This is a genomic window from Herbaspirillum sp. alder98 (genome assembly GCF_020179755.1).
Classification (GTDB): domain Bacteria; phylum Pseudomonadota; class Gammaproteobacteria; order Burkholderiales; family Burkholderiaceae_D; genus Herbaspirillum.
On the sequence record NZ_JAIUCY010000002.1, the window covers coordinates 101,069 to 123,068 of the forward strand.

At 58.7% G+C, this 22,000-nt stretch carries 17 protein-coding genes and 1 pseudogene; 10 read left to right on the forward strand and 8 right to left on the reverse strand.

The features are described 5' to 3' along the window. The first annotated feature begins 6 nt into the window (after positions 1-6). From LBW87_RS05385 to LBW87_RS05405, 5 genes and pseudogenes are all read left to right on the forward strand, one after another. Positions 7-9,867, forward strand: coding sequence for a hemagglutinin repeat-containing protein (locus LBW87_RS05385; RefSeq protein ID WP_225200420.1), 9,861 nt, complete (start codon positions 7-9; stop codon positions 9,865-9,867). After that, a complete protein-coding gene (locus tag LBW87_RS05390; RefSeq protein WP_225200421.1) occupies positions 9,864-10,379 on the forward strand; it encodes a hypothetical protein in 516 nt (171 codons plus the stop codon). The genes LBW87_RS05385 and LBW87_RS05390 overlap by 4 nt, the downstream gene beginning before the upstream one ends. A gap of 42 nt (positions 10,380-10,421) precedes the next feature. Next, a pseudogene (locus LBW87_RS05395) lies at positions 10,422-10,760 on the forward strand (colicin E5-related ribonuclease); the annotation flags it as partial. After that, positions 10,753-11,604, forward strand: coding sequence for a VENN motif pre-toxin domain-containing protein (locus tag LBW87_RS05400; RefSeq protein ID WP_265112873.1), 852 nt, complete (start codon positions 10,753-10,755; stop codon positions 11,602-11,604). The pseudogene LBW87_RS05395 and the gene LBW87_RS05400, both read left to right, overlap by 8 nt. Further along, positions 11,604-11,951: a hypothetical protein gene (locus LBW87_RS05405; RefSeq protein WP_225200423.1), complete on the forward strand. Its 348-nt coding sequence runs from the start codon at positions 11,604-11,606 to the stop codon at positions 11,949-11,951. Before LBW87_RS05400 ends, LBW87_RS05405 begins: the two co-directional genes overlap by 1 nt. A 135-nt stretch (positions 11,952-12,086) precedes the next feature. Here LBW87_RS05405 and LBW87_RS05410 read toward each other — a convergent pair whose 3' ends face one another. The 4 genes from LBW87_RS05410 to LBW87_RS05425 are packed head-to-tail and all read right to left on the reverse strand — an operon-like array spanning position 12,087 to position 14,471. Beyond that, a complete protein-coding gene (locus tag LBW87_RS05410) occupies positions 12,087-12,557 on the reverse strand; it encodes a DoxX family protein (RefSeq protein WP_225200424.1) in 471 nt (156 codons plus the stop codon). Between the two features lie 12 nt (positions 12,558-12,569). Continuing rightward, on the reverse strand, positions 12,570-13,325 hold the full coding sequence (locus LBW87_RS05415; protein WP_225200425.1) for a DNA-binding domain-containing protein: 756 nt from the start codon (positions 13,323-13,325) through the stop codon (positions 12,570-12,572). Further along, positions 13,322-14,173: a DUF692 domain-containing protein gene (locus LBW87_RS05420; RefSeq protein ID WP_225200426.1), complete on the reverse strand. Its 852-nt coding sequence runs from the start codon at positions 14,171-14,173 to the stop codon at positions 13,322-13,324. The genes LBW87_RS05415 and LBW87_RS05420 overlap by 4 nt, the downstream gene beginning before the upstream one ends. 19 nt (positions 14,174-14,192) lie before the next feature. After that, positions 14,193-14,471 (reverse strand): DUF2282 domain-containing protein, encoded by a 279-nt coding sequence (locus LBW87_RS05425; RefSeq protein WP_225200427.1) that lies wholly within the window; start codon positions 14,469-14,471, stop codon positions 14,193-14,195. A 33-nt stretch (positions 14,472-14,504) separates the two neighbouring features. Here LBW87_RS05425 and LBW87_RS05430 point away from each other — a divergent pair, with 33 nt between their 5' ends. The 4 genes from LBW87_RS05430 (at position 14,505) to LBW87_RS05445 (ending at position 16,662) form a co-directional block, all read left to right on the forward strand. Further along, complete coding sequence (locus tag LBW87_RS05430) at positions 14,505-14,651, forward strand: hypothetical protein (protein ID WP_225200428.1); 147 nt, start codon at positions 14,505-14,507, stop codon at positions 14,649-14,651. A 71-nt stretch (positions 14,652-14,722) separates the two neighbouring features. Beyond that, complete coding sequence (locus LBW87_RS05435; protein ID WP_225200429.1) at positions 14,723-15,379, forward strand: DUF1109 domain-containing protein; 657 nt, start codon at positions 14,723-14,725, stop codon at positions 15,377-15,379. 15 nt (positions 15,380-15,394) lie between these two features. Continuing rightward, complete coding sequence (locus tag LBW87_RS05440; RefSeq protein WP_225200430.1) at positions 15,395-16,024, forward strand: sigma-70 family RNA polymerase sigma factor; 630 nt, start codon at positions 15,395-15,397, stop codon at positions 16,022-16,024. After that, positions 16,021-16,662: an NrsF family protein gene (locus tag LBW87_RS05445; RefSeq protein ID WP_225200431.1), complete on the forward strand. Its 642-nt coding sequence runs from the start codon at positions 16,021-16,023 to the stop codon at positions 16,660-16,662. Before LBW87_RS05440 ends, LBW87_RS05445 begins: the two co-directional genes overlap by 4 nt. A 151-nt stretch (positions 16,663-16,813) precedes the next feature. On the opposite strand, the gene LBW87_RS05450 is transcribed toward LBW87_RS05445, so the two are convergent. The 4 genes from LBW87_RS05450 to LBW87_RS05465 form a co-directional block, all read right to left on the reverse strand. Further along, the gene (locus tag LBW87_RS05450) at positions 16,814-17,314 is read right to left on the reverse strand and encodes a hypothetical protein (protein ID WP_225200432.1); all 501 of its coding nucleotides are present in this window, start codon (positions 17,312-17,314) and stop codon (positions 16,814-16,816) included. A 100-nt stretch (positions 17,315-17,414) separates the two neighbouring features. Then, positions 17,415-18,578, reverse strand: a complete 1,164-nt coding sequence (locus LBW87_RS05455) for an NAD(P)/FAD-dependent oxidoreductase (protein ID WP_225200433.1) — start codon at positions 18,576-18,578, stop codon at positions 17,415-17,417. 94 nt (positions 18,579-18,672) lie between these two features. Next, positions 18,673-19,503 (reverse strand): transporter substrate-binding domain-containing protein, encoded by an 831-nt coding sequence (locus LBW87_RS05460; RefSeq protein ID WP_225200434.1) that lies wholly within the window; start codon positions 19,501-19,503, stop codon positions 18,673-18,675. A gap of 305 nt (positions 19,504-19,808) precedes the next feature. Then, positions 19,809-20,732 (reverse strand): LysR substrate-binding domain-containing protein, encoded by a 924-nt coding sequence (locus tag LBW87_RS05465; protein ID WP_225200435.1) that lies wholly within the window; start codon positions 20,730-20,732, stop codon positions 19,809-19,811. A 104-nt stretch (positions 20,733-20,836) separates the two neighbouring features. Here LBW87_RS05465 and metC point away from each other — a divergent pair, with 104 nt between their 5' ends. Continuing rightward, positions 20,837-21,991, forward strand: a complete 1,155-nt coding sequence (metC, locus tag LBW87_RS05470; RefSeq protein ID WP_225200436.1) for a cystathionine beta-lyase — start codon at positions 20,837-20,839, stop codon at positions 21,989-21,991. Positions 21,992-22,000: the final 9 nt, after the last annotated feature.

The following is a 22,000-nucleotide window of genomic DNA, read 5'->3' on the forward strand; positions in this document are numbered from 1 at the left end:
AAAAAGATGAATCAGCTTTGCTATCGCGTCGTCTTCAATATAACCCGTGGCATGCTCATGGCTGTTGCAGGAACTTCCCGCAGCCGCGGCGCAGGGGCTGCGTCTGGACCGGCCTGCGAGCGTCATGCGGCATTTTCTATGGCCCGTCTCAGCTGGATAGGGCTGGCGGTATTGACGCTGGTCGGCGCTGGGATGACGATGATGCCACGCGCGCAGGCACAAATCATCGCCGACCCGAATGCCCACCGCAACCAGCAGCCGGTGGTGGTCAACACGGCCAATGGCATTCCCCAGGTCAACATCCAGACGCCCAGCGCTGCGGGCGTGTCACGCAATACCTACAGCCAGTTTGACGTACAGCGTAACGGCGCCGTACTGAATAACTCACGATCCGATGTGCAGAGTCAACTGGGCGGTTGGATCCAGCGTAATCCGAACCTGGCCAACGGGACAGCACGGGTGATTCTCAACGAGGTCAACTCCAGCAACCCCAGCTATCTGCGCGGATTCGTGGAAGTCGCCGGCGATCGCGCCCAGGTCATCATCGCCAATCCTTCAGGCGTGACCTGCGATGGGTGCGGCTTCATCAATTCCGCTCGCACCACGCTGACCACCGGTGAAGTCATCATGAACGGCGGCAATCTCGATCGTTATGTGGTTCGCGGTGGGCTGGTGCGGATCGAGGGCGCAGGTTTCAACGATGCACAGTCGGACTTTACCGAAATCATTGCCCGCGCCGTCGAAGTCAATGCAGGCATCTGGGCCAAAGAGCTGCATGTGACCGCTGGCGCCAATCAGGTCAATGCGGAACATACCCAGGTAACTCCCATTGCTGCCCAGGATGCAAAGCCGGCTTTCGGTGTGGACGTGGCCGAGTTGGGCGGGATGTACGCCAACAAGATTTTTCTGGTTGGAACCGAGTCCGGAGTGGGCATGCGCAATGCAGGCACGATTGCTGCCGCAGTCGGCCAGGTCATGCTGTCGGCCGATGGCCGTATCGAAAACAGTGGCACGCTGAACGCTCAGCAGAATATACGAATCCAATCGGCTGGCGCTGCAGCGGGCCTGGTGCATGAAATTGCCAATAGCGGCAACATCGGCTCGGCCACTTCCGACGTGAGTTTGAGTACTGACGGACGTATCTCCAACACTGGTACCGTCACAGCGCAAGTCTCGATGGACATCAACGCAAACGAAGTTCGTAACGGCGGAACGCTCAGCGCGGCCACGGGCGGCGTTGAGATCGCAGCCGCTGCCACCGTGGAGAACAGCGGTGCCATCCTTGCGCAACAAAGTGTCAGCATCGTCAGCGCCGATGCGGCCAATACGGGCACGATCTCTGCTGCGAGCGGTGATGTGAATGTCGTTGCAAGCGGTTCGGTAGTCAATGGCGGTTCGGTGATCGCGCAGCGTGACGTCACGATCACCGCCCAGGGTCTCACAGGCAGTGGCGGATCGGCCGTGTCCAATACTGGCGCGTTGAGCGCTGTCGGCGGTACGGTCTCGGTGAATGCCAAGGGTAAGGTCAACAACGCCGGGACCATCGTTGCGCGCGACGACGTAAATTTGAAGTTGTCTGGCGCGAGCGCGTTGGCCGCTGACTTGACCAATGGCGGCAATATCACTGCAACGCAGGGGCAAGTCAGCATCGATGCCGACGGCAGTATCGACAATGCAGGTGCGGTCATCGGCCAGACGTCGGTGAACATGGTTGCCCGTCACGCCGTGGCAGAACCCGGCCAGGCCGGACTGAACAACAGTGGCACCATCAGTGTGGCAGGGGGAACAGCCGTATTGAACATCACGGGTGCCGTCGATAATGCAGGCAAGCTGATCGCTCGAGACGGCGTGGAACTTCGTGTCTCGGCCGCTTCAGGAAGTAATGGCATTGGCGGACGCTATGGCCTGAAAAACTCCGGCGTGATTGCTGCAAGCGCCGGCAGCATTCAGGTGGGCATCGACGGTGGACTGCTCAATACAGGAGCGCTCATTGGTCAAGACAGCGTGAGCGTTACTGCACGTGATGCGTCATCGACGATACCGCGGGGCAATCAATTTGGTATCGACAACGACGGCAGTGTGCAGGCGGTCAATGGCGAGGTGCAGCTCAACTCCGATGGTCAAATTGGCAATAACGGCACCGTCATGGCATCGAGGTCGGTGGTGATGGACGCAAAAAATGCGGGGCGCGGCAGTTTTGCTGGCAGTGAGGTCGGTATCGCCAATGCAGGAACGGTCAGCGCTACTGCTGGCGCAGTCACCCTGGGCGCTGACGGTAACATTCAGAACAGCGGCACTGTAGCTGCGCAAAGCGATGTGACCCTGCACGCACGCAGTGTCGGCGCGGCACTGAACAACGCGGGGAAACTGCAAGCCGGCACCGGCACGGCCTCATTGACGGTGGACGGACAGCTCAGTAATGCTGCGTCGGGCATCATTACCGCCAACAACCTCAGCTTGTCCGCAAGAGAAATTGAAAACGATGGCAGCATTGGCGCACAGGTGAATGCTGCCGTGGCGTCGCGCAGCAGCTTCAGGCAGGCATCCGCTGCTGCGCTGGCAGCCAATGGCAACCTGGCGATCAACCTGGCCGGAAACTATAGCAACGCTGGCCAGCTTCGGGCTGGCGCGCTGTCGCTCTCGGCAGCCGGGATAAGCAATTTCGTGACGGCGGCGATCCAGGCCGACAGCATCACTATCACTGGCAATGGTACGCTCGCTAATGCTGGCGAAATCAGTGCGCGCAACCTGCTGGATATCACCGCACCGCAGGTCGACAATACGGGGATCATCCTCGGCGGGGATCTGGTGGTGCGTGCGCAGACAGTGACCAACACGGGTAACAACGCGTTGCTGGGAGCGGGAAATAGCGGTTCGCTGTGGGTGAGCAGTCTTCTGTCCAATCGCAACAATGCAGTGATCTACAGCGCCGGTAATTTATCCATTGCGGCCGATGCTCAGAGAGATGCAGCTGGTCTGGTCAATGGAACGGCGCAGATTACCAACGAAGATTCGATCATCGAAGCCGCGGCCAATCTGGACGTGGCTGCGGTCAATGTGCGCAATACACGCAGCGGCGTCGCCGTGGCGAGTGTCCGGACGCTAGATGAAACCTACACGATGCGTATCCCTTCCTGGTGGCGCAACGGCAGCAACCAGATGTACTACAAGCCGGACTCCTCCAATTTCACCGCTTACGAAATCCTGTATGTCAATCCGGCAGACGTGCTGGAACTCACTAACATCATTACACCTGACGGGCTTGTCGTCTCGCGGGCAGTGATCAGGACACACGCCAACGATACTGTTTTTTATAAAGGGGTGTCTTCCAACTGGGCGATTTTTGGCCAGGTCAGCCGGGCAAGCGCCACTGACGGCACGCGCGTGGTGTATGCGAGGTCACAGAGCGCCAATGTCAGCAATCCCGACCAGGTTGCCGGTGGCGACGACCCCCGCGACGGGCGCAACGATATCAACTGGGAGCCCATGCCCGGTTACTCGAACCAGTATGGAAATTGCACGACAAACTGCATCCGGTTTGTGACGGAGCAGGACTATACCGACCCTTACAGCATCTTCTTCCGTGATACGCAGCATGCGTTGGCACCTCAGCACGATTCGCTAGAGATTTCCCGTAATGCTCACCATACGGCGACTGAAGACCGACTGGCTGCTGGCGCAGGATCAGTCGCCGAAATCCGAGCTGGCGGCAATGCCAGTATCCGTATCGGCCAATCGTTGAGCAACGAATACAGCAATATCGTGGTGAACGGTTCGTTATGGTTGGGCGGAGCGACTGCCAACATTACCAATCTGGGGCAAACCTTATATCGCCGACACAGTTTTGACGGCACGTTCACGACGACTAGGGGAACGGTCACGCCATATAGCATGCCGGATATCTCTGAAGTGATCGGCACGACCCAGGGAGCGATCGTGGGTAATGGCGGGGTGACCATCATCGCCAATAATTTCAGTAACACCGATCTTTCCGCCGGTAGCGCGGCAAATATCCGGAGCGATATTACGCCCTCTACGGGCGGCGGCCAGTCGATTGGCGGTATTCTGGGCAGCGTTTCCACTCGCCCGGGGAATACCGCGCCTACGGGCGGAGCGGTTCCATCCGGCGCGGGCCTCCCGACGATGAGCGGCTTCCCCGCCGGAGCGCTCTTTCCTCAAAACGGCAATGTGCCGGTTCCGATTCGCCCGGGAGTGCTGTTCCAGCCCTCCGCCAGCGGCAGCTACTTGCTCGAAACACGGTCGCAATTCACCGATCATCGTATCTGGCTGAGCAGCGACTACCTACTGACCGCGCTTAACGTCGATCCCAGCACGGTGCAGAAGCGGCTGGGCGACGGCTATTACGAGCAGCGGCTGGTGCGCGAACAGATCGCGCAGCTGACGGGCAAGGTCGCTGGCGCCGCCAGCGACGATAGCCAATACCAGAAGCTGCTCAGCAATGGCATCAGTACGGCGCAGGCATGGGGATTGCGTCCCGGAGTGGAGCTCACTGCCGATCAGGTGAGCCATCTGACCAGCGATATTGTCTGGCTGGTCAGCCAGACCGTGACTATGCCGGATGGGAGCACGCAGGAGGTACTGGTTCCCCGTGTCTACCTGGCACATATCGACGATAGCGCACTGCAAGACACGGGTGCGCTGGTCAGCGGCGCCAATGTCACGATACAGGCGGCCAACATCACGAACAAAGGCGGCATGATCGACGGGCGCGCGGATGGGACCGGTCGTACGGTACTGGTGGCATCCAACGACCTGGTCAACCTGGGGGGCGGTATCAAGGGCGACGACATTGTCATCAGCGCAGGTGCTAGCGTGCGCAACGAGACCCTGACAATGACTCAAACCTACGATAACGGCCAGACCAGAGGCAGCTTCACTTCACTGTCTAACCAGGCCGGCATCAGCGCTGGCAAGAGCCTGGCCATCACTGCCGGTGCCAATATCGATAACATCGGTGCTACGCTGTCCAGCGGTAGCCTGGGCAATGCCAGCGCCGGATCGATGGCGTTGAGTGCTGGGCAGGATGTCAATTTCGGCACCGTCAAGACGGGCAGCACCTATGACGCATATTTTGGCGGGTACACAGGCTATTCGCAAAGCGTTGGCCATACTGGCGCCACTGTAACCGCAGGAGGAGAGCTCTCGGTGATGGCACAGCGGGATATTGCCATGACCGCCGCACAGGTCAATATCGGGACCAATGGCCAAGGCAGTGGCACATTGCTGGCTGGACGAGCAGTCAACATCGGTGCCGCACTTGACGAGTCCGTGGTGGAAACCACTCAGACCAAGTCACGCTCGTTCACGCAATATGAGCATCAAAGCACTAACGTGGTGGGCTCTAATATAGACGCCAAGGACGGCCTGTCGATCAGCGCTGGGGCATTGGAGAAAGCCTCGCTCAATATTGTCGGTAGCAATATCGCAGCCGGAAAAGCGCTCGATATGTCGGCCAGCGACAATGTGAATATCCTGACCATGCAGGAAACCGATGCTACCCGCATCTACAACCATAGCTCGTCCCGCAGCCTGTTTTCGAGCCGCAGTTCCACCGATGACGAAAGCAGAGCCTATAGCACCTCTATCGGGAGTTCTGTAGCCGGTGACAGCGTTTCTGTTCAGGCAGGCAATAACATCGCGGTCGCTGGAAGCGCCGTGCTCGGCGTGAACAATGTGCTGCTGAAGGCGACCGGAAATGTCGATATTACGTCCACGCAAAATATCGATCAGTTCAATAGCAGCCGTGAGAGCAAGAAATCCGGCTTCTCCGCTAGTTTCGGCGCCGGAGTCGCCAGTGTCGGTTACGGCAGTTCCAGCGCCGCTGGAAAGAGCAGTGTGGCAACCGTTACCCAGCAGGCGTCAACGCTGGCATCGCTGAATGGAAACCTGCAGGTTCAGGCGGGCCAGAATCTGAGCATCACAGCCTCCGACCTTGGCGCCGGCAAGGACCTGATGTTGATCGGTAGGAACATCGACCTCAGCGCCGCGCAAAACACCAGCGAGCAACACAACCAGCAGCAGAGCAGCAGCAGTGGATTCTCGGTCGGCTTTACCTATAATCCGCTGGCCGCCTTCAAGAGCGCTTACCAGCAGAGCGCCAACAATAATCCCGCCGCCAGCTTCATCGGCAAGAACAACAAGTACGCGGAGGCCGCCGGCGATGGCGCCTCGGCCGCGACCACGCCCGTGGTGGTGCAAGCAGGTGCGCGCAGCAGCAACAGCACGCAGGACCATTCCATCAGCACCGCGCAGGTCAGTACGCTCACGGCTGGCAGTAACCTGACACTGCTTGCCACGGACGGCAGCATCACCAGCCAGGGGGCAGCGATGAGCGCCGAAGGTGATGCCCTGCTGCTGGCCAAGAAGAACATCCTGCTTGATGTGGCCCGCAACTTCGAAAGCCAGGACCAGACTAGCGTCGCCAAGGGCTGGAGCCTCGATAACCGGGGCACTTTGCCGGTCGGGATGTTCAACACCAACGGCACTGGTGACGGCACATCCACCACTATTACCGGCACGACGCTCTCGGCCGGTCGCACGGCATCTTTGTCGAGCACGGAGGGCGATATTGCGCTGACGGCCACCAATCTGGTGGCCAATGGCGATCTCAGCATCAGCGCAGCCCGTAATCTCACGGTGCAAAGCGGGCAGGACATGTTGGCCAATACCAATCGCAGCGATAACCAGGCAATCGGCAAGGTAGTTATTTCCGATACCGAACGATTTGCGGGTTATCACACAGAAAAGAGCCAGGGCGACAACAGTGCCATTACCCAGGTCGCAAGCAACCTGGGGAGCCTGCAAGGCAACATCAGCCTGAGTGCGGGTGATACCTATACCCAGAAGGCAAGTAATGTCCTGGCGGCGAACAATGTTGACATCAGTGCCAAATCGATCGACATCATCACCGCCGACAACACCGGCAGCAGCGATCAAAGCAGTTCCAGCCTCAAGATCGGCGCCTTTGCCCGCGTCAGTTCGCCGCTGATCGACCTGGCCAACAACATCGAGAACGCCAAGAAATCGGACGGACGTCTGCAGGCGATGCAAGGACTTGCAGCGGTAGCCAATGGCTATCAGGCATTAAGTGGGGCGACCAAAACCAGCGGCTACATCATCAAGGGGGAGGTTGGTATCGGTTTCGCCAGTGCTAACAGCCAGGACAATAATCGTTTCACCCAGGCTCAGGGCAGCACCATCCAGGGCGGCAACAACGTCAACCTGACTTCCACGCAGGGCGACATCCATGCCACCGGTGCCAGCATTGCCGCCGGCAAGACGTTGACGCTGGATTCGGCGCGCAACATCCTGCTGGATGCCGGACAGCGCACCGTCACCGGTAGCGGTGACAGCCACAGTGCTGGTGCGGAAATCGGCGTCGGCTATTCCGTCGGCGCGCAAACCGGGGTTTATGCCTACCTCAGCGCGAGCATCGGCAACGGCCGTTATGACTATAACGCGCTGACCAACAGCAACACACACTTGAGCGGCGACGCCGTTGTCCTGAAATCAGTGGGTGATACAACCCTCAGGGGCGCTGACGTCAACGCCGGTACCATCGATGCCGCTGTCGGTGGAAAACTCACGATCGAGTCGGTGCAGGACAAGGTCACTCAGCATAGCGAGCAGAACACTATCGGCGGGCGTGCACAAATTTCCATCGGTACGGCCTGGGAGGCTTCGGGAAGCGCCTCTCGTTCAACCGCCAGCGGCAGCAGCAGCTTTGTGAATCAACAATCTGGCCTGTTTGCCCGGGAAGGCGGGTACCACGTTACTGCCGACTCGGTTGCGCTCAAAGGTGCAGTCATTGGCAGCACCAATGCCAGCAAGTCGGAGTTGACGACCAATTCGATCAGTTTCGAGAACCTCGAAAACAAGATGGAGTATTCGGCCAGCACGATGAGCTTGTCTGGCGGCATCAGCGGTGGTGGCAAGGCAGAGAGCAAACCGGGTGAAAACGGCAACGGGACACAGCAGACCGGTAGTAAAGATCGCTTGAGCAGTGGCGCCCCGACTCCCAATTTGACTCCGGGGATAGCGCTGCAGGACAGCGGTAGTGCCAGCTCGACCGCTTATGCCACGCTGACTGATGGCAACATCGCTATCGGTGGCCAGAAATTGAACAGCGCTGCGGATCTTGGTGCTCATACTGACCTGGCCACGGCCAATAGTGCCATCGCAGCATTGCCGGACTTGCGCAATGTGATGAAAGAGCAGCAAGCCATGGCTGCTGCGGCTAATACCATTATTTCGACCGCTGTGCAGTATGCTAGTGACAGGGAGTTGCTGGCAAAGAAGGCGGCAGCACAAGCGCAAGAAAACATTAGCAATGCAAGTAGCATCATTGCCGACGCGCAGGCGATCCTCGACAACAATGACAGTACCCCGGAGCAGAAAAATGCCGCACAAGCTGCACTGAACTCGGCAACACAGAGTCTGGATAGTGCGCTACAAGACCTCAGCTCGGCCCGGGCGACCATTACAAACTGGGGGCCGATCGGAGACTACACGCGTATTTTGAAGGCCGTCACCGGCGTGCTGGTCGGTGGCATTGCTGGTCAAAGTGCGGGGCAGTTGGCCGTCAACACCAGTGCACCCTATATGGCACAGGCAATCGGGGATTACTTCACTCAACCGGGCAACGAAAACAAGACCGCACAAGTGCTGAGCCACGCGTTGTTGGGTGGTCTGTTGGCGGCGGCCAATGGTGGCAACGTGGCGGGTGGTGGGGTCGCAGGTGCGGTGGGAGAATTGGCAGCGGAAGCGATCACAAAGGAGTTGTACCCGAACGCGTATGACCCTGATGGTAGCTTCCACCCCGAGCGGCTCAGTAAAAGCCAGGTCAATACGGTGGTTGCCTTGGCGTCTGCAGTAGGCGCGACTTTGGGGGGATTGACTGGAGGCGCTGCGCAAGACGCGCTTGTCGGCGCGACTGTGGCAGGCAATGCGGCGGCGAACAACTTCCTGAAGCATCAACAGTTCAACGAATTCAAGTCTCGCTATGCTCAGTGTGCTACCGATAAGTGCAAGAGCGATGTGCTGGCGGACATGAAGACACTCTCTGACGCACAGGACGTTTTGCTTACCAAGTGCACCACGGTAGCGGCATGTAAGGAGTTGATCCGCGACATTGTTTATCCGACGCAGCAGAACGGTTTCCTCGGTTTCTTCATCACCCAAACCACGGATACCTATAACTTCTGCGCCGCCGGTGACGGTGCATGCATGGATACGTTGAAATACATTTCAGCGCATACCAATCGCGCAGCGCTGACGAGTATTGCTCCTGAATTCTTCGCAGCAGTTAATTGGAAAACTGCGACAATCGAAAGTGGTGCTGCGGAGTTGGAGGCTAGATTTGGGTTGTCCGCTCAAGCGGCAGTGATGCTGGCTGCCACTTTGTCGGAAATGGGCCAGGGCGGCGCATCATTCGGGCAGAAGGCCGGGACTGGAAGTAGTGCAGGAGTAGTTCCTGGACGTGTTCAATCTCGTATAAACATCGCAAATGATCGCACTGATACAACGCCCTTGCGTGAAAACGGCAATCCAGTATCTGCGGGATTCAATCATGTTCTTGACGGACATTTTGATGTGCCAGTATCCAACTCGCGCTCCGTTTTTAGCATTACACCTGATGAATTAAAAGGCATCTTGCAAAGTAATAAAGTGGTCAGTTCTCCGGTGACAGCGATCGAAGGAGGGCAATTTGTTAGAACAGTTGATGTTGGACGCGTGATTGGCACAACTGCCCTTAAAGATGGAGGGAGCGCGACCTCTGTTCTAAGAATATTCACAGACAGGGCTGGTAATCTTATTACTACGTTTCCTGTAAAAGGAGGGGGATGATGAAGAAACTTATGCGGAATCAGTGGGATGAGTTTCAAAGAGCCATCGCTGCTATGTATGACAATGCGTTACCGAGAGACATTGCTAATGCGATATTGACTTGGTTGAGGCGATACCCTGAGACCTTTTCAAATGGGCCATTTTCTGATTATTCGTTTGATCGATTCCTGTCGTTACAGGAAGAAGATTATCCAATTGAAGTGTCAAGGATGCGCGATGCCGAATTTATAAATTTTAAAAAAATCATAAAAAAGTACTCGGCTGAAGATGCTGAAAGCATCGCAAGATTTCTCCGCGATACATTGGAAACCTTAGTTGTTCTGATGGTGGATAAGCAATGTCCAATATGTGAGGCTTGGGAGATGGGTATATACAAGAATAGTGAAGATCAACGCATCGCCTTTGAATGTCGGCAATGCGGCTTCGCCAATTATTTAGATGGAGCTAAGGTCGGTACCAAGAAGCTCACATTCGCTCTAACTGAGGATCTGCATGAAGCAGGTTTCATCTAGTAAGAGCATTCCGTAGTGACTGCCTTCAGCAGCCAATGGAAGATGGGGCACTTGGAAGAAGGCGGCACTGATGCTCGCCGCTACTTTGTCAGAAATGGGGCAGGGGCCGCTTCACTAGGAACAAAGGTTGGCAAGAATGGTGCCGGTACACAAAAAAATGCTGTTAACATTGTCATTGATAGAAAGATTGCCTCTCAAATTTTTGAACGAGGCTGGACTCAACAGGAAGTCCAGAAGGTTGTTAATCAGGGAGCAGTAGGTACTACTACCGATAATCGGTCTCCATCAAAAACATCCGACGGCTTGGCAAGAAATGATCCTGCATCGGTGTACGGTTCAAAAAGTGGATACGTCGTTGTGAATGTGACCTGCCTTGGCGTCTGCAGTAGGAGCGACTTTGGGGGGATTGACTGGAGGTGCTGCGCAAGATGCGCTTGTCGGCGCGACCGTGGCAGGCAATGCGGCGGCGAACAACTTCCTGAAGCATCAACAGTTCAACGAATTCAAGTCTCGCTATGCTCAGTGTGCTACCGATAAGTACAAGAGCGATGTGCTGGCGGACATGAGGACACTCTCTGACGCACAGGACGTTTTGCTTACCAAGTGCACCACGGTAGCGGCATGTAAGGAGTTGACCCGCGACATTGTTTATCCGACGCAGCAGAACGGTTTCCTCGGTTTCTTCATCACCCAAACCACGGATACCTATAACTTCTGCGCCGCCGGTGACGGTGCATGCATGGATACGTTGAAATACATTTCAGCGCATACCAATCGCGCAGCGCTGACGAGTATTGCTCCTGAATTCTTCGCAGCAGTTAATTGGAAAACTGCGACAATCGAAAGTGGTGCTGCGGAGTTGGAGGCTAGATTTGGGTTGTCCGCTCAAGCGGCAGTGATGCTGGCTGCCACTTTGTCGGAAATGGGCCAGGGCGGCGCATCATTCGGGCAGAAGGCCGGGACTGGAAGTAGTGCAGGAGTAGTTCCTGGACGCGTTCAGTCGCGTATCAATCTTGAGTCCGAAGGGCTGAATCATATTGATAAGCGCCATTTCGACGCCAACGTTAACGCCAGCCAGTTTTCCATTAGCAAAAGTGAGTTAGTAGACGTTGGAAAGATAATTGGAACGGATAAATTCAACGGTTTTCAATCTACTTCGACGCTAACAATCATGACTGATAAATTTGGGAGTCTCGTTACAGCCTTCTTAGGGAAAGGGCTTTAATGCCGGTATTTACGAAGAGTCTCCAGGAAAAGCTCAAAACTCAATTGTTAGATCAGTCTCGCGAAATTATGGACAGCACCAATGCATGTGGTCTGGGAGAGATTCTGATAAAAAATTTCCCGTCACTTTCTCGCCCTATGCTTATTGACTGCATACCAGAGCAAGGCGAGGACATCTATTGGGTTCTTGTAAGCTCAAGGGAGATTGCTGTCGTTGAAATCCCTCGCCGTAAGTGTGGTGCGCCTGGTGATATCCTTGAAATTGTTGAAGTAGAGACTTACCGCTCTAAACGGCTGGGAAGAGATTCAAGGCAGAGGCTCGCGATGGCATTGGAATTGATCGACTAGAACCGGGCCTGTCAGGATTTCCGTCTTCGAGGCGGGTTAATAATTAAACAGCCGGCCGGACGAAATGATCAGCGTAGAGGATAGCAAACTGGTTCAACGCTGTCTTCTAGTCATGTGCAGATCACCCCCGGCGGCTCAACGCAGACCCAGGCGCCGGTCGAGCGACCAGGCGCCGCCGCCACGCGCCACCAGGAGCAACAGCAGGCCCGCCCACGAAAAATGGGTCGGCCAGGCATCGGGATAGACGAAGATCTCGATGACGGCTGTCATCCCCAGCAGGGCCAGCGCGGCGCCACGGGTGAACAGGCCGAGCAGGAGCAGCAGCGGGAAGAAGTGTTCGGCATAGGTGGCCAGGTGGGCGGCCAGATCGGGCGGCACCAGCGGCAGACGGTATTCCTCCTGGAACAGGACGTAGGTGCTGTCCTTGATGTCCAGGAAACCGCTGACCTTGGTACGGCCGGAGAGGAAGAAGATCGCGGCGATCGCCACGCGCGCCACCAGGCTCAGCAGGCTATCGCTGATCAGGCGGGTGGCGAGGTCGGCGGCGCGCGACCACAGGGAGGGGCGCGGCGGCACGCGCGCGGGCAGGGTGGCAGGCTGTTTCATGGAGTTCTCCCATCAATAAAACGAAGTGAAGGCATCGGCCTGGATCAACTGGCCCAGCATGGCGCCGATCTCCAGGTCGGGTTCAATGGCCAGCGCCTGGCCGGCGGCACGGGCGATACTGCAGCCGTCGCGGCAGGCATCGAGAAAGCGACAGGCGCCAGCGCCCAGCAACTGCCATTGCACGTGGTCATGGGCACGGGTGAGCAGGGCCGCTTCGCCTTGCCAGTGCGGGGCCAGGCCGGTATCGCCAGCCTCGCTGCGGTTGGCGTCCCAGATGGTGTAGACCGGGTGCTGCGCATCGAGATGCCAGCGCGTGGCCGCATGCGGCACCAGGGTCACGTCCTGGCCGGCGGCCAGGGCGACGTGCAGGGCCGAGACCTCCAGCAGGGGCTGGTCGGCCGCCAGGTGGGATTCGGTCCAGCAGCGGTCCAGTGCGGCCACCCCCGGCAGGTACGGCAGGTCCTGTGCCGCATCGAGCGAGGCGAGGAAATCGGCAAAGCCCTCGCCATAGGCGATCAGGCTGGCCTGGCGCGGCAAGTGGCCGCGTGCGAAGGCCAGCGCCGCCGATTCCATCCATGCGCTGCCCACCAGACGGTGGACCGCAGGATAGTTAGCCAGCAGCGCATCGACGCAGCCCTTGAAGACGGTATTGCGGTAGATCGCGAAGGCCGGCTGGGCCAGCAGGGCAAGCACCTGCGGATCATCGCTGCGGCCGTGCAGCAGGGCCTCGGCGAACGCGTCGTAATAGTCGCGGTCGGGGGCGTTCATGCGGCCTGCTCCTCGTGTGCAATGCGCGGCGGGGGCAACCGGGAATGGGCCTGATCGCGCTCGGCCAGCAGGGCATCGAAACCGGGCACATTGCCATCGCGTTCGATCAGCGTGGGGCGGGCGCCGGTACGCGCCAGCAGATACTCGTACAGTGCCCAGACGGGCGCGGCGACCGGTGCGTCATGCGAATCGACCAGCAGGCCGGGCAGGCTGGCGTCGGCGCTGTGGCCGGCCAGGTGGATTTCGAGGATGTCGTCGGCCGGCAATTGGTCCAGGTAGTGGCGCGCATCGATGCCGAGGTTGCAGGCGCTGACGTGAACATTGTTGACATCGACCAGCAGGCCACAGCCGGTACGGCGCACCAGTTCCCGCAGGAATTCCGGTTCGCTCCAGCTGTGCTGGTCCATGCGCAGGTAGTGGGAAGGATTCTCCAGGGCGATGCGCCGCTTGAGGACATCCTGGGTCTGCTGGATATTGGCCGCCAGGCGCGCCAGTGTGTCGGCGTTGCGCGGCACCGGCAACAGGTCGGGCAGGTAGTGCCCCCCGATACGCGACCAGGCCAGGTGTTCGGACACCAGTACCGGTTCGATGCGGGACACCAGCTGCGCCAGCCGGCGCAGATGCGCCGGATCGGGTGCGTCAGGCCCGGCCAATGACATCGACACGCCGTGCAAGGCCACCGGATGGTGCTCCCGGATCGCCTGCAGCCAGCGCAGGCGCGGGCCGCCGTCCATCAGGAAGTTCTCCGGATGGACCTCGAACCACAGGCCCGGGGCCCTGCAGTCCAGCGCCGCATCGAAATGCTGCGGTTTGAGGCCCAGTCCGGCAGTGAGCGTGTGCGTTGTCATGGCCGAAGGCTCCGCGCGATCAGACCGGCTTGAGCGAGCCCATGCCGCGCGGGGTCTTGATGGAGGTGCAGGTGCCGGCCGGGACGTTCTTCCAGGCGTTGCCCTGATAGTCCATCTTGGCGGTGCCGGCGCAGGTGGTGCCTTCACCGGCCTTGCAGTCGTTCTGGCCGGCCATCGAGACGCCATAGCACTTCTCGACGGCGGTCTTGTTCATGGGTTGCTTGTCTTGCGCCATGGCCACGCCGGAGGCGAGGGTAGCGAGGGTCAGGGCGGCGGTGGCGACGAGGCGGTGGTTCATGGTGTGCTCCTTGAAATGGAATGGAAGTGGAAGATGACACTGATCGGCGCCAACTCGGATGCTGCGGTGAGGCTGCCGATCTGTTCGTTAATTCGCCGGGGGACGCTGGCCGGTTACAGCGCCTGCCACATTTTTTCGGAAATATTTTTCGTGCTGGCTGTAACCGAAGCGGCGTCATGAACGAATACACAGGAGAGCGCGCCGATGCGCAGCCCGCCCGCAGGGGCTCACCGGGGATGTGAATGAAAACGATGGAATTGGTCAACATGCTCGCCGCCGGCACGGGCGAGCCCGCCGGCCCCGGCCAGCGCACACTGGTGCGCAACGCCGCCGCGCGCATGGCGGTGGCGCTGGCCCTGGGCCTGATGGGGGCGGCCCTGCTGCTGGCCATTCTCTATGGCGTGCGCAGTGACCTGCGCTCGCTGCTGCAGCAGCCGCTGTTCTGGATGAAGGTGTCGTTCCCGCTGGCGGCCCTGCTGGCCGGACAGCTGGCCGCATCCCGCCTGGCGCTGCCCGGCGTGCGTATCGGCCTCGGACCGGCTGTGGCCCTGCTGCTGCCGCCGGCCCTGCTATGGCTGGCCGGCGGCAGCTGGCTGGCGCTGGCGCCACCCTCGCAGCGCCTGGACCTGCTATTGGGCAGCAGCTGGGAAGTGTGCTCGGCCAACGTGGCCTTGCTGTCCTTGCCGACGCTGGCCACCATGCTGTGGTTCCTGCGCGGGCTGGCCCCGACCCGGCTGCGCGCGGCCGGCGCGGTGGCCGGACTGGTGGCGGGCGCGCAGGGCGTGCTAGTCTATTCACTTTATTGCGTGGAGATGGCGCCGCCGTTCTGGGGCGTCTGGTATGTACTGGGGGTGGCGCTGCCGACGGCGGCCGGCGCCTTGTGCGGCCCGTGGCTGCTTCGTTGGTGATCCGGCGCCATGCCCATGACTGAAAGTCCTTTCCTGTTGGCCACTGATGCGCCAGCCCTGAGCGACGCCCTGGCGGGCCTGCCCGGCAAGCCGTCGCACCCTGCCGAGGAGCGCCTGCGCATGCTGCTGCTGGCCGGTCTCGATGGGGATGCCGTGGCCTATCGCAACTTCCTGGCTGAACTGAGCGGGCGCCTGCGTGCCTTCCTGCGCAAGCGCCTGCTTAATCTGCAGGACGACGTCGAAGACGTGGTCCAGGAAACCCTGCTGGCCATCCACAACGCCCGCCATACCTATCGCCCCGATCAGCCGCTGACCGCCTGGGTGCACGCCATTGCGCGCTACAAGCTGATGGACTTCCTGCGCGCCCGGTCGCGCCGCGAAGCCTTCAACGATCCGCTGGACGAAGAGCACGACCTGCTGGCCACCTGTGACGATGAACCGGCGCAGGCCCGGCGCGATGTCGGAGCGCTGCTGGAGGAGTTGCCCGACAAGCAGCGCCTGCCGATCCTGCACGTCAAGCTGGAAGGTCTGTCGGTGGCCGAGACGGCGCAGCTGACGGGGATGTCGGAATCGGCCGTGAAAGTGGGCATCCATCGTGGCCTCAAGGCCCTGGCCCTGAAGATCCGGGAGAAATTGCAAGCATGAAGACTGAAGACCTTATTTCCATGATGGCCAGCGGCGTGGCGCCGGTGGAACGTCGCCTGCCGCGCAGGCAGATGGCCCTGGCCCTGGCGCTGGGCGGCCTGGGTTCGCTGCTGCTGATGCTGAAGATCTACGGGCTGCGGCCCGACCTGGCCGTGATGCTGGGGGTGCCGCTGTTCTGGATCAAGCTGGCTTTTCCCATCACGCTGGCCGTGGGGACCATGCTGGTGCTGCGGCGCCTGGTGCGTCCCGGCCTGCGCGTGGGGGCCCGGTGGGCCGGCATCGGTTTGCCCACCCTGGCGGTGTGGGTCGGCGGTGCGCTGGTGCTGGCCAGTGCGCCGGTGGCCCAGCGCCTGCCGCTGCTCATGGGCATCAGCTGGCGCAGTTGTCCCCTCAATATCGCGCTGCTGTCCATCCCGCTGTTCATCGGCATCTTCTGGGTCGTGCGCAACATGGCGCCGACCCGGCTGCGCCTGACCGGCACGGTGGCCGGGCTGCTGGCCGGTGCCACCGCGACCATGGTGTATTGCCTGCATTGCCCGGAAATGGCGGTTCCCTTCTGGGGCATCTGGTATTTCCTCGGCATCCTCATTCCGGCCGCGGCGGGCTCGCTGCTGGGGCCGCGCCTGCTGCGCTGGTAATGCCGGGAAAGCATGCATGAGCGTCATTGCACCGGCAGGCAGGATGCGCCGTGTGCGCTGAACCCTTGGGCTGGACCAGGTTTGCGAAACTGCTCCAGTCAGATTTGTTGGAGCAATTTCGAGCCATTCATTGCGGGTCCTGGTTTTCAGTTCAGTTACCCAGGATGAACGCCTGAGCGTTCGGATAATTCACCTCCAGCTGCTTGCTCGTGCCGCTTGCTTGCTTGAAGAGCAGTGTGAAGGTATGCGTGCCAGGGCCGACTTCAAACACCGTGGTGCCATCAAGTGCTTGACGGTCCCATTGGTAGTGCAGGGCGGATGCGACCTCGGGTGAGCCGACATTGATGCGTTTGATGATGCGCGGTTCCTGTCCATCCATGGAAATCATGGCGCGAACGGAGCAAGGACATCCCTCGGATGATTCCGCTGTGATGGCGCTGGAGAACTGGACGAGCACCTTCGAGTCCTTCGAGGTCGTCAGCGTCAACTTGGTAATCTCGGCAGTGTCCGCGCCCCGTACGAACTTCGTCACATGGGTGTTGGTATTGTTCGAGTAATCGAAGGTCTTGTTTTCGGCTTGCGCAGCCGTTGAGGCTGTCAAGGTGAGCAGGGTGAGCAGGGTGGAACGAAGAACCGCGTTAAATTTAGTCATTGAAGTCTCATCATGATTTTTAGGGCTACAGCGGTAGCCGGCGAGAGGGGCTGGTCTCGCCCATCCCAACGGATGAGCGAGTAACGCAGAACTTCTGCAGTTATACGTAGAAGCGCTGGGGACGGAATTCTTGCAGCTGGCGTGTCTCGACGCCGTCCAGCACCTCGATGGCCAGCAGCTGGCCAATTGCCGGCGCCGACGTCATGCCGCTGTGCATCGCTGCGACGTGAACGTTGCGGTACTTGCGACCGCGACCCATGATTGGATATTCGTCCTTTGGCATCACGCGGTAGCCGAGCGTCATGTAGTCAAGCTCGATTCCCTTCGTTTCAGGTAAATACTGGGTGACCACTTCCAGCAATCTGGCGCCAAGCTCCGGCGTGGCATGAGCGCTCCCGGTATCGCCGAAGTTCGAGCCGGTGACGATACGACCATCCGGGTTCTGCTTGATATCAGCACCCGCAGGCATCAGGACCTGGTGGACCAGCGGCGGCATGGGCTTGCTGTGGGCCAGAATGCCTTTCGATGTGCGCAGTGGGACCGGGATGCCAGCTTGGGCACCGAGGCGCGTGGTGTCGTTGCCCGCTGCAATGACGATATGGTCGGCGGTGAATGCTCCCTTGTCGGTTGTTACGCCCACCGCCAGGTCATTCTTGAAATCGATATGTTGGACGTCGGCCTTCTGCAGCTTCACGCCGGCCTTGATGGCAGCCTGCACGATGGCGAGTGTTGCAGCGACTGGATCGAGCGTGCCGTCGATGGTGGAATACCAGCCAGCGCCAAAGTCGCCGGTATTCACCCCGGGGACGAGTTGTTGAAGGTCGTCCTTCGAAATGTTCTCAATCGGGTAACCCCATGGTTGATGAACCGCAGTGGTGTAGTTCAGTTTGTCGATTTGCTTCTGGTCGAAGCCGCACCAGGAGATGCCGCCACCCCACTGGATTTGCAGCGACGGACCAATCTCTACCTGTAACCGTCGCCAGCCAAGGATGCCCTCGTAGTTCAGGGCGTAATAGGAGTAGGGCGTTTTATTGTTGGCGTTAATCCACGCAAATGAGTTCTTGGTGGTGCCGCTGGCCGGGGCTTCCTTCTCGATGAGGGTGACATCGGCGCCGCGCTTTGCCAGGTGATAGGCGATGGAAGCACCCATCACACCACTACCGACGACAATGACCTTGTCCCTGGTGCGGGCAGCATGGCTGATGCCCGGCACCATGCCGATGAGCGGAACTGCGAAAAAGGGGAGGAATTCACGACGTTTCATGTTCGTATCCTGGTTGATTTGGCGAATTTTGGATGTGCGTCGCCCTGCCACTGGCTTGGCGACGCCACAACTCCTGGAGTGAGCTACTGGGGGATTACTGCTGTTTCAGCGCTTCTTTGATGTCGGAAATCATGTCGTAGTCAGCGCCGACCCATTTGCGGGTGAGGCGGTCAATCGTGCCGTCAGCAATCATGTCGTTGACGGCCTTGCTCACTGCGGCCTTCAGTGCCGGCTGACCTTTAACCATGCCGGCTGCGGACAGCTGGAAGGTCAGCGGCTTGCCCACTTCTTTGATGGGAAGCTTGTTGACGTTGGCGTACTTCATGCCGCCGAAGTGGGAGCTGATGACCGCATCGACACGGCCATTGCCGAGGTCGTTGAACAGGAATCCGCCGTTGTCGTAGGTACGGATCTCTGAATCTTTCAGGTTCGCACGGGACCAGGTTTCATTGCTGGAGCCGGTGGTGACACCGACCTTTTTGCCCTTGAGGTCAGGACGGTCTTTGATATCGGCATTGGACTTGAGCACGAAGATACGGAATTCTTCGACGCCATAGGGGGCCGAGAAGTCGATTTGCTTCTCACGTTCGACCGTGGGGGTCAGGTCATTCATGACCAGGTCGTACTTGCCCACTTTCAAACCGTCCACGAAATTCTTGAAGCTGTCTGCCACAAAGACAACCTTGGCAATGCCGATCCGTCGGGCGACTTCCTTCGCTACTTCAACGTCGTAACCGGCAGGTTGCAGGTTGTCGTCCAGCAGGCTCCATGGCGGGCTGCTTTGCGTGTTGGCGATACGAATCACGCCGGTGGCGCGAGCATTCGCAAGAATGTCTGCCGGAATGATTTGTGCTCCGGCAGAATGGCTTAAACAGCAAAGTGCTGCAGCGCCCAAGATACAGCGGACAAAGTGATTGAATTTCATTGGCTCCCTCGTTTCACAGAATAATTGGAAAGTGAATCTATTCTGCAAGCTGGGGAGCCCGGCCACAATCAGAGTGGCTTTCTTACTTGATAAGTGAGGCTTATAGAAATTGGCTGTGATTTATAGGATATGCCGCAATGCCGCACCAATCAGATGCATATTTCAAACTGCTTAAAAATCCTGAAAGCCTTGCCCGCAATGCAGTTCATGGCAACCGATGTTTTATGCCTTGTTTGACTACGCTATAAGTGCCCTTGTTTTGGGCGCAACGCACAAAATGGTGCGCGGCATCATGGTGGTGATTTCTATCGTGTTTTTTGGTACAGGATCTGGCGCAGCGAACTCATGTCTGATTCCATTTGAATCCGCATGACACGCAGCAGCTCCTTGGCGTTTTCCGAGAGGGGAATGCCGGGGCGGAACACCAGCAATCCAGTGAAATTTACTTCATGTTCCATTCGTTTCAGTCTTAACCCTCGGGTCACATAATCCAGCGCAAGAATGGGATGGGCCATTCCCATTCCTACGCCGCGCAGGGCGAATTCGCAAACGGAATTTGAATAGGGGGTCTCAAGAATGGGCCGCAGAATCTTTCCCTCCAGCACTAGCGTTTGCTCAAGCCGGCGGCGACTGGCGTCCTCCGGATTGAGTGCGATAAAGGCGTGTTCTACAAGGTCCTTGGACGTAATGGTCGGCTTGTCTGCGAGAGGGTGCTGATCGTTCATCACGATGACACCCGGTACGCTCATGAACTGCGAGTGTTCAAGGCCAGATACAGAGAGCTCGTCAGCCATAAGGCCGAAATCAAGCTGACCAGAGCTCACTTGTTGGTGGACTTCACGCGAACTCATTATCTGGAATGACATCTGGATGCGCTTGGTTTCCAGCCCAAAAGCGGCAATTGCCCGGGGCATAAAGCCTGTTCCCAGCGCCGGAAATGAAGCGATTGCCAAGCGTCCAAGGCCGAACGAGCGCAGGCTGCGAATGCGGTGCTCGATCATTTCAAAACCAGCAAAGCAGCGGTCGACTTCCACAATGAGCGCTAACGCCTCCTGCGTAGGCACAAGCCTGCCCCTCGTCCGCTCGAACAGACGCAGCTCAGAAGAGGTTTCCAGTTTGCGGATAGATTGGCTTATCGCCGGCTGGGAGACGTTCAGCAGGGTGGCAGCTTTGCTCGTGGTTCCGGCCCGCATGACGGCCCGGAAAACCTGAATGTCGCGCATGTCCATATATAACTTGTACTTATAGAGTTAGTGCTGCTTGCTGTTGATGGGCTCATTGGGCAGACGGATACTTGAATCCGTCGCCTTTTTAACATTATCAAAATATTCGTATGAGCACGAACAAAGAACAGCAAGCTTTCGGTAGTTTATCCCCGGCGGTGATGCGCGCCTCCACGGTCGTCTTCGATTCCCTTGAGGATTTCGTACAACGCAAGAAACGCCAGCCCGATGGTTTCAGCTACGGTGTGACAGGTACACCGACAGCCCGCCTGCTCGAGCGACGAATCGCCGAACTCGAGGATGGTCAACACTGCGTTATTGCACCCTCTGGTGCGGCAGCATTGATGACTACGGTCATGGGCTTTGTCCGCGGCGGCGACCATATGCTGGTCTCCGCATCCTGCTACGGGACCCTCAAGACGTTCGCGGAAAAGTGGCTGGCGCGTATGAACGTGGAAGTCGAGCTCTATAAACCGGCGATTGGCGCCGAGATTGAAGCGCTCATCAAGCCGAACACTAAAATGATCTGCATGGAGTCCCCGGGGACGGTGACGATGGAAATGCAGGACATTCCCGCCATTGCCCGTGTGGCAAAGAAGCATGGTGTCCTGACGATGCTCGACAACACCTGGGCCAGCCCGCTTGGCTTCAAGCCGTTGCAGCATGGCGTGGATTTCAGCATCGAAGCAGCAACCAAGTTCTTCAGCGGCCATTCCGACGTCCTCATGGGCAGCATCACCATGAACAACCATGAGCACTATGACGTCCTGCGTGAAACCCAGAGCATCCTGGGGCAACAAGTCAGTCCTGAAGATTGCTTCCTGGTACTGCGCGGCATGGAAACCCTGGCGTTGCGCGTGAATGCGCAGGGCGAGTCCACGCTGGCGGTGGCGCGTTACCTGGAAAAACATCCGCTTGTCGAGCGCGTCATGTATCCACCGCTGGAATCCGACCCCGGTCACGCAATCTGGAAGCGGGATTTCAACACCAACGGTTGCCTGTTTTCCCTGGTGTTGAAGCCAGGCCCGGAACGTGCATTCCATGCTTTCTTCGATGCGCTGAAGCACTTCGTCATCGGCGCCAGCTGGGGCGGCGTGCACAGCCTGGCGGCCTACTATCCGGCTGCACTGCAGGCCAACCGTCCTTACCCGGCTACGGACCAACCTGTCGTTCGCCTGTCCATCGGTCTTGAGGGGGCTGAAGCGCTCCAGATGGACCTGGAGCAAGCGCTGGCGGCTTACGGGAACGCGCTATCGTCGAAGTAACTGATTGGA